This window comes from Microcoleus sp. PH2017_24_DOB_U_A, assembly GCF_020738205.1.
Classification (GTDB): domain Bacteria; phylum Cyanobacteriota; class Cyanobacteriia; order Cyanobacteriales; family Microcoleaceae; genus Microcoleus.
Genome location: NZ_JAEQCT010000176.1, coordinates 1 through 6,998 on the forward strand (window position 1 = coordinate 1; position 6,998 = coordinate 6,998).

The 6,998-nt window shown below is 47.7% G+C and carries 3 protein-coding genes; 1 reads left to right on the forward strand and 2 read right to left on the reverse strand.

Features of this window, described 5'->3' with window-relative positions:
* Positions 1 to 95: 95 nt before the first annotated feature.
* Both JGK07_RS32160 and JGK07_RS32165 read right to left on the reverse strand, forming a co-directional pair.
* Positions 96 to 794, reverse strand: coding sequence for a PEP-CTERM sorting domain-containing protein (locus JGK07_RS32160; RefSeq protein WP_293199308.1), 699 nt, complete (start codon positions 792 to 794; stop codon positions 96 to 98).
* A 45-nt stretch (positions 795 to 839) separates the two neighbouring features.
* Complete coding sequence (locus tag JGK07_RS32165; protein ID WP_293199311.1) at positions 840 to 2,051, reverse strand: site-2 protease family protein; 1,212 nt, start codon at positions 2,049 to 2,051, stop codon at positions 840 to 842.
* Positions 2,052 to 2,159: 108 nt separating this feature from the next.
* On the opposite strand from JGK07_RS32165, the gene JGK07_RS32170 reads away from it, so the two are divergent.
* Positions 2,160 to 6,836: a dockerin type I domain-containing protein gene (locus tag JGK07_RS32170; RefSeq protein ID WP_293199314.1), complete on the forward strand. Its 4,677-nt coding sequence runs from the start codon at positions 2,160 to 2,162 to the stop codon at positions 6,834 to 6,836.
* Positions 6,837 to 6,998: the final 162 nt, after the last annotated feature.

Genomic DNA, 6,998 nt, shown 5'->3' on the forward strand with positions numbered 1-6,998 from the left:
TGGGGCGACTCGATACAGAAAAAACTTATCTTTAACCAAGCTTGAATATATTGATCGCTCCTGCTCTTGGTTGGCAATCAATTATTCAGCAAGCCCTATTTAAAAGTCCTTTTCCCCACCTTCCTCTTCCACCAGCACCCCAAGCCAAAAGCTAAACCAACACCTGCGATCGTAGTAGGTTCCGGCACAGTTTCAGACTCAGACTCGTACTCATAGGCGAGAGTAAGCTTTGAGTCAGTCGTGACAGTGCCCGCGTAAGTGACCGTTGTAGGCGTTCCTAAAACTCTCACATTACCCATAGCCACAATACTAGCAGCAATTAAATCCCCCGCACATCCACTAAACATATTTAGGTACTGTGGCGAACTATAACTCCTTGAAACAATACCACTCGCACTCCCACCTCTAGCCCCCGCAGCCCCCGATTCAATACTCATTTCCGGCGGATTTACAAACAGACTCAAAACCAAATTCGGATCGGCTTTTAAACTCGGTAAATTCACAGCAATCTGAGCATTCGTTACCGCCGTACCAGTAAAATTGCTAGCAGGAACAATATTGATATCGCTGTTCACCGTTGACTCAACTTTCACATAAGCACTTAACAGCGTCCCCAAAAGCGAATTAAACTTAGGCAGCACCCCATTCAGCGTACTATTAACTGGCTGCTTCAAATTTACCGTATAAGTTTGCGTGAGAACAGCAGCTTGTACAGGAATTACCATCGAATTGAAAGCAGAAAAACCCAAAGCCCCAGAAACAACCGCTAATCCTAACTTTTGATATCCATTCATGGCGACACACTCCTAAATAATCACTTAACTTTCTCGCTTATTTGTTTAACTGCCAGACAGCAAGTTAAACTTATAAAAATCGATAAACGTCGGCATATTTTGCACCGCCCAATCAACAACAGCAGACAACAGATAACCTAAAACCCAGACCGTATAAGCTATGCTAAAAGGAGCATAAGCAGCCAAAGTCCAGCAGTCTGAAGGTTCTTCCCAAATCTGTTCTCGCCGCAGCAAACGATCGTAAAATTGAAAAGACCTCGATCGCAAATTGTTAATCCCAGTCAAAGCAACCAGCAAATAATAGCCATCAAACTTATTCAAAGGGTTGAGGTTAAAAACTACTGTGACAAGCGTTGCTACCATCAGCAAATAGCTAGCCAAATGCCATCCAGGGTTAGGCTTAGACAAAACCCAAACCCAAACCGAAAAAGCCCAGATAGCCACCTGCACCAACACGCCTGCTGCCACTACCAAAACGCGCTGTTTCCGCCTCACTAAACTATACTGATCTGTGGTATCTGTATAGCAGCCCGGTATCAAGCACAAAAACAACAGCCCGATTTCTGGGACAACACCACCGTAGTGCTTCAAAGTAAAAGCGTGACCTAATTCGTGCAGACAAACTACTACCATAATCAGTAGCACAAATGTTAACAGAGTTGTAATTTCCCCTGTAGCCCAAACCTGTTGATTGGAAGCAGAAACCTCGTCAGCCAAAGCCAGCCACACAGCCAGAGAAGCACTGATTAAAACACACAGAAAAAAGGCAAATTGCCAAGTCCAAATCCAGCGGAGTTTACCTGTGTGCTTGGTTAGCCAAGCATCGGGATTCAACAGGGGAATTTGGAAAGACAATAATTGCTGAATGTTGAATTTATTTTGGGGTGGTTTTGGAGGTTGGGTTCCCTCTAACATTCCCGTTTCTGCTAGCATCCGCAGCAAGTATTGTAAATCCTCCAAAGTAATGTCATAGATGTCTGCGATATCGCTGATCGGCTTCAAGCCCAATTCTTCCATTACCTCTTTGTCAGAATTGTCAACTTGCAAGCAAGTAACGCCTTCGGAGTTGCGGAGTATCCAATAGCCGTCTGGGTGCGGTATCCACAGTACCGTTGATTTGAGTTTAGGGCCATAAAGAATCGTTGGAGAATCTTCACTCGGATTTTGAGATATAGATTCCCCCTCTTCCTTAGTTAAGTCGGGACTTACGCACGGGTGGTCAGAAACCGGGTTTTTCACCAAATCTGTGGGCGACACGAAGTATTTTCGCAAAAAACCCGGTTTCTCGGCCCAAATGCGTAAGTCCTATACTCAATTAACTGCCTGGGTTTTCAAGGTCACTACTAAAAACGGGGGCTTCAGTGTATGGTCTGGCATTCAAAAGGCTTTCAAGTCCGCAAAAATAAAGGGGTTGAGAATTCTCCCCCAAAAACTCGTCGCCCACGAAAGACATTCATCCTGGAACGAATTATCACCCCCAGCGCCCTAGTTCCTGGTGGTGTGGATGACCATGACGCGCTGCACCAACTCCTCAACTCTCTATCGCTGCTCAGTTTTGACTTTTCAGACTGGGCCCAAAAATTTAATCACGCGAGCAATTTACATTTATTTGCAGATAGCGGTGCCGGTACTTGCCCAACTTCCCCCACCCCCGATGGCGACTTGCCGCCGATTATTGACTTTGACCCCTTGGGCTTGCACTCTCCACCACCACCAACACCAGGGCCTAACATTCAAGGGGCTTTTGATACCCTACCGCCCCCAATTATATTGCCCGTCGATCCGCCTGGAACCAATAATAAAGTACCTACCGATTTAGGTGGCGCTTACACATTTACAGCCAAAACAGCATCAGGTAATAACGATGCAGGTTCACCGAACCAATACACCTTTAGCATTACTAATTCCGAACTCAATTCCACAGCTTCGGACACTGTACTCGTCGGGATTTCAGTCGAATCAAAAGACGGGAGTCAGTTGCTCCCTGAACTGCCAGAAGTAGGTGGGCTGACACCGATTCTCACATCTAGCGATACAAATAGTACCTATTCTCTATTTGCCATCAAGCGTTCTGGCTTGAACCTGCTTAATTTGAGCGGTGCATCAAGTTCAACCAGTGGCGCGTATTCTCTACAACTCAACGTAGCAGGCGATATCAACGGTGACGGCCGAGTTGATGCCACTGACAGGCAACTGCTAGATAATGCTTTAGGGCGCAAGGTGACTGACCCCGGTTATACAATTGACCTCGACCTCAACCGGGATGGAAGCATTAACTCAGCAGACCAAACTCTTCTCAACAGCAACTTCGGCTTCATTGCCAACCGGCCGCCTGTCGCATCGCCATTTTCAACCAGTACCCATACAGAATTGGAGACAGTCATACCCTTAGTCGGTAAGGCAAGTGACCCCGAAGGCGACTCCATCTTCTACAACGCTCTCAATCCTGTTAACGGTACGGTGCTGTTCAATCCTAATACTAAGACGGCAACCTTCAAACCCGCGCCGGGATTCTCAGGTATTGCCAGCTTTGAATTGGCGGCCAGCGATGGCTTGAACTGGGGAGTACCAGCAAAAGTAACGGTTAACGTCAGCGGTGCACCGCTGCTTTCTTTGGACTTCGCCCAGCGTCGCCCCCAGCTTTATGCTGGAGAGAGTACAGAACTGACAGTTTTGGGCGACTTTGCCGACCAAAAAGGTGTAGTGCTGCCAGCTTCTTATTTGACATACACATCGTTAAACCCAGGGGTAGCACCCATTGACGCTTTTGGGAAAGTGACGGGGCTGGCTGACGGTACTTCAATTTTGAGCGCGAGTCGCAACAACCTGCAAGCCGTGACTGCGGCGCGAGTGGGCGAATTGCCGATTCCTGCTAACGATGACGAGTGGAATGCGCTACTAGCAGAGATTTACGGTTTGGATGTTTACCCGCAAGCCGTGACTTTAACAAAAGGAGTAAAGCGCTCATTACTGGTGGGAATTGAAGGTCTTACTGACTCTCCAGACCTAAAATTTGGCTCTACTGGCACTCGCTACTTCGTTAGCAACCCCAATGTATTGCAAGTAAATTCAGATGGTGTAATCACTGCTGTCGGTGAAGGAATTGCCAGCGTCACCGTCATTGACGGAGCAGCAGAAAAGGTGGTTCCAGTGCGGGTAAAAACGCCTTTGATGGGCCCGGCGATTTTGGGTGTTGATGGCGGAGTCGTGCAAGGCAGCGACGGCTCAATCGTCATGGTAGCTCCTAGTGCCTTAACCAAGGATACAACAGTCAACCTAACACCCCTTAGCAGCGAAGGCTTGCCACTGTCATTCCCCGACAGCATGGAGTTTGCTGGGGGGTTCAATTTAGAATTGGGCAACACCCCTTTGAAGATACCTGTCCAATTGGCAATTCCAGCCCCAGTTGGTGTGCCAATCGGCACCGAAGTTTTATTTATGCGGAAGGGGTCGCTGCCGGCTGGGGCTGATAGCTGGAACGAAACTTGGCTGATACAGGAATCAGGGGTAGTGGGTGCAGACGGCTTCATCCGCACCACTTCGCCACCTTTTCCAGGCGTGACACAAAGCGGTACTTATACAATTGGATTATTGCCCGCAGGAATGCCATCAGTCAGTTCAATTGTTAAGGCAGGCACAAAAGCAAATGCTGGGACAATTAACCTTTCGAGTAATCTCAACTTTGAGAATAGTTATTTAGGAGCAAAAACGGGTGGAATTGGTGCAGTCTCCGCCACAGAGAATCAATTCGAGGCGACAACATCACTATTAGCTTACTTGGCGCAATCTTCAAACAAGCCCCTGGAAATGATCGGAATTCCCAAAGTTGGGGAAACTGTCGTCACTACCGCTCAGGTACAACTGAATACACAAGGAGTTCCTACAGTCTCAGCATTTCTCTCTGGCCCGGACACTGGGCTAGCAGTTCCCCTCGAACCGCCGTCGCTGGAGTCGGTCCAACTGGAGTTCTCCAACAGCGAACCTGTGATATTCTTAACAGGCAGCAATTTCCTCAATGGACTCAACGGCAATCTGGGTGCGAGTTTCGGGGATTTGAATGTTGACTTTAAGGTGTCCGGTAAGAGTTACTCTGGCACTGTTGTGCCGGGACTCAGTAGTTCACTCGGAGAAAACCGCTATAAGGTGGCGGTCAAAGCTCCTATCAGCGTACCGCTGGGCGAGTCGGAAATAGTGCTGTCACGGCAGCAGAAAGAGCGTTTTGGCCCTGGCCCTCTTGATTCTGATGTGGTCAAGCGTTCCAGTTTTGAAGACCTCCAGCTAAAGCCTGTATTTTCTGATTTGATACTGGTAGCGCAGCGGTCTGCTGACAAAATTAGGGTAATTGACGCTCTCAGTTCAGTTCAGAGTCCGCCGGACCCGCAACAGAAGCCTCCCAAGGATTTGTCGGTGGGGACATCAAGCGTGACAGACCGTCCGGGACAGTTAGCTGTCACCAGTAATGCGACTCGCGCTTATGTACCTTTGGAATATACGGGGCGGGTGGCTGTGGTGGATTTGCTGACGCGGCGTCCGATTGATGCTGATGCTTCGACACCGGCTGTCGATGATATTATTTTGCCGAGTGGTGCATCTCCTGGGGCGATATCTATTGACCGCTGGAATAATTATGCTTACATCGCTGACTCAAAACGGGGAAGCATCTACATTCTGGATGTCAATCCTAACTCGGCAAGCTACAACCAGGTTGTCCAAACTATCTCGGTTGATGCTACGTCAGGGCTACGTCAGATTGCTATTAGTAGCGACGGGCATAAGCTGTTTACTACTGCGGTAAATGGTTCTATTTATGCTTTCAATATTAACCCAGAAGATCGGCCGAGTGTTCCGAATTCTAACCCAAGTAAGTGGCGCGAACTGATAGGAAAAGTTGCGACTCCGACAGGAGCTTTTGGATTGTCTGCAACTCCTGACCCGCTCAAAATGGTTTTTACCAATGGTAACACGGGGACAGACGGAAGCGGTTTTGGGGTGCTGACGGTGAGTGATGACCCGCTCAATTGGGCTCCCACAACTCTCTACACGAATTTAACGCTGACTAATAATAACAATGTCTTTGAGGTGAATGAGGGAGTGGCTGTAACGGTGACGGCTGATGGAAAGTATGCGTTTGTGGCGGGTCGTAACAGTAAAAAAATCATTGAAGTTGATGCCAATCCGCTGGCGGGGGGAAATATTGGGATTATTAAAGATCCGTTGGGGCCTAATCCGCAATTAGTTGCTGCTACTGAACCGGTGCCGGGAAGTTTAACTAATAATGTGGCTCTTTCGGGTGATGGGAAGTATCTAATTGGTTCTTATCCAACTCTCAGTGGCGGTGGAAGTGCTTACGTCTTTGATGTGGAGGAAATTATTAAGACTGTTGAAAATCCTGCTTACGCTTTGAAAACGCAGGCTGTTGAGAAGTTGAATCCGAATATCATACCAAAAGGTAATGTTCCGGCTGTGATTGCGATCGGTGGTAATCCTTTGGGGTTGATTGCTGCTGCTCCCGATGATCCATGCTTAACACTCATAGAGAAAATTATAGCTCTTGGTAAAGAGTTGAAAAAACGCTTCGACGATTTGCGCTTAGACGATCAGGATCTTTTTAATCGGCGTCGTGAAATCAGCGCTCCTCCCGTTCCGCGAATTCCTCCCTTATCGGGTCGTAGGACTACTGTGACTAGCGATCCCGGTTCTTGGGAGGGACATATAGTGCAGTACGATAAAGTGCAAAAAGAGTTGAAAAAATTGCTGGAGGATATGAAAAAACTGGACAATTGTGATGATTATGATCCGGATGGATACGGCGGGTCTACAATGCAGGATGCCTATGATCAAGCTGTGGAGTATAGTCAAAAACAACCTCCACAAGAGCCAGATATCAGAAACCGAAGTAGCTTACTGGCACGGGCAAATGAGCTTGGCGCACAGGTAAGAGACGGTGCTTTATGGGTAGCAGCGGGGGTAGGCGGAGCTGTTCTGATCGCATTGGAAGTAATTGCAAGGCTTCTAGGGTTAGACTTACGTTTTAGGCCTTGATAGACACGATCATTTATGACAAAACAGAACTGTTTGGAACTTGATTTTTCTTGGAAAGACATTGAAAGCTGGAATTACTTGAGAGCTTTGTCTTTACCAACTCTGCCTTGGGCGGCTCCTTTCCTACCGTTGCTGGGATTGCCAAATGCTCTATTAGAGCAA

What these genes read in the sequence shown, in the direction of transcription:
- JGK07_RS32160 (WP_293199308.1), bottom strand. Translation starts at nt 794, where the DNA reads ATGAATGGATATCAAAAGTTAGGATTAGCGGTTGTTTCTGGGGCTTTG.
- JGK07_RS32170 (WP_293199314.1), top strand. Translation starts at nt 2,160, where the DNA reads ATGGTCTGGCATTCAAAAGGCTTTCAAGTCCGCAAAAATAAAGGGGTT.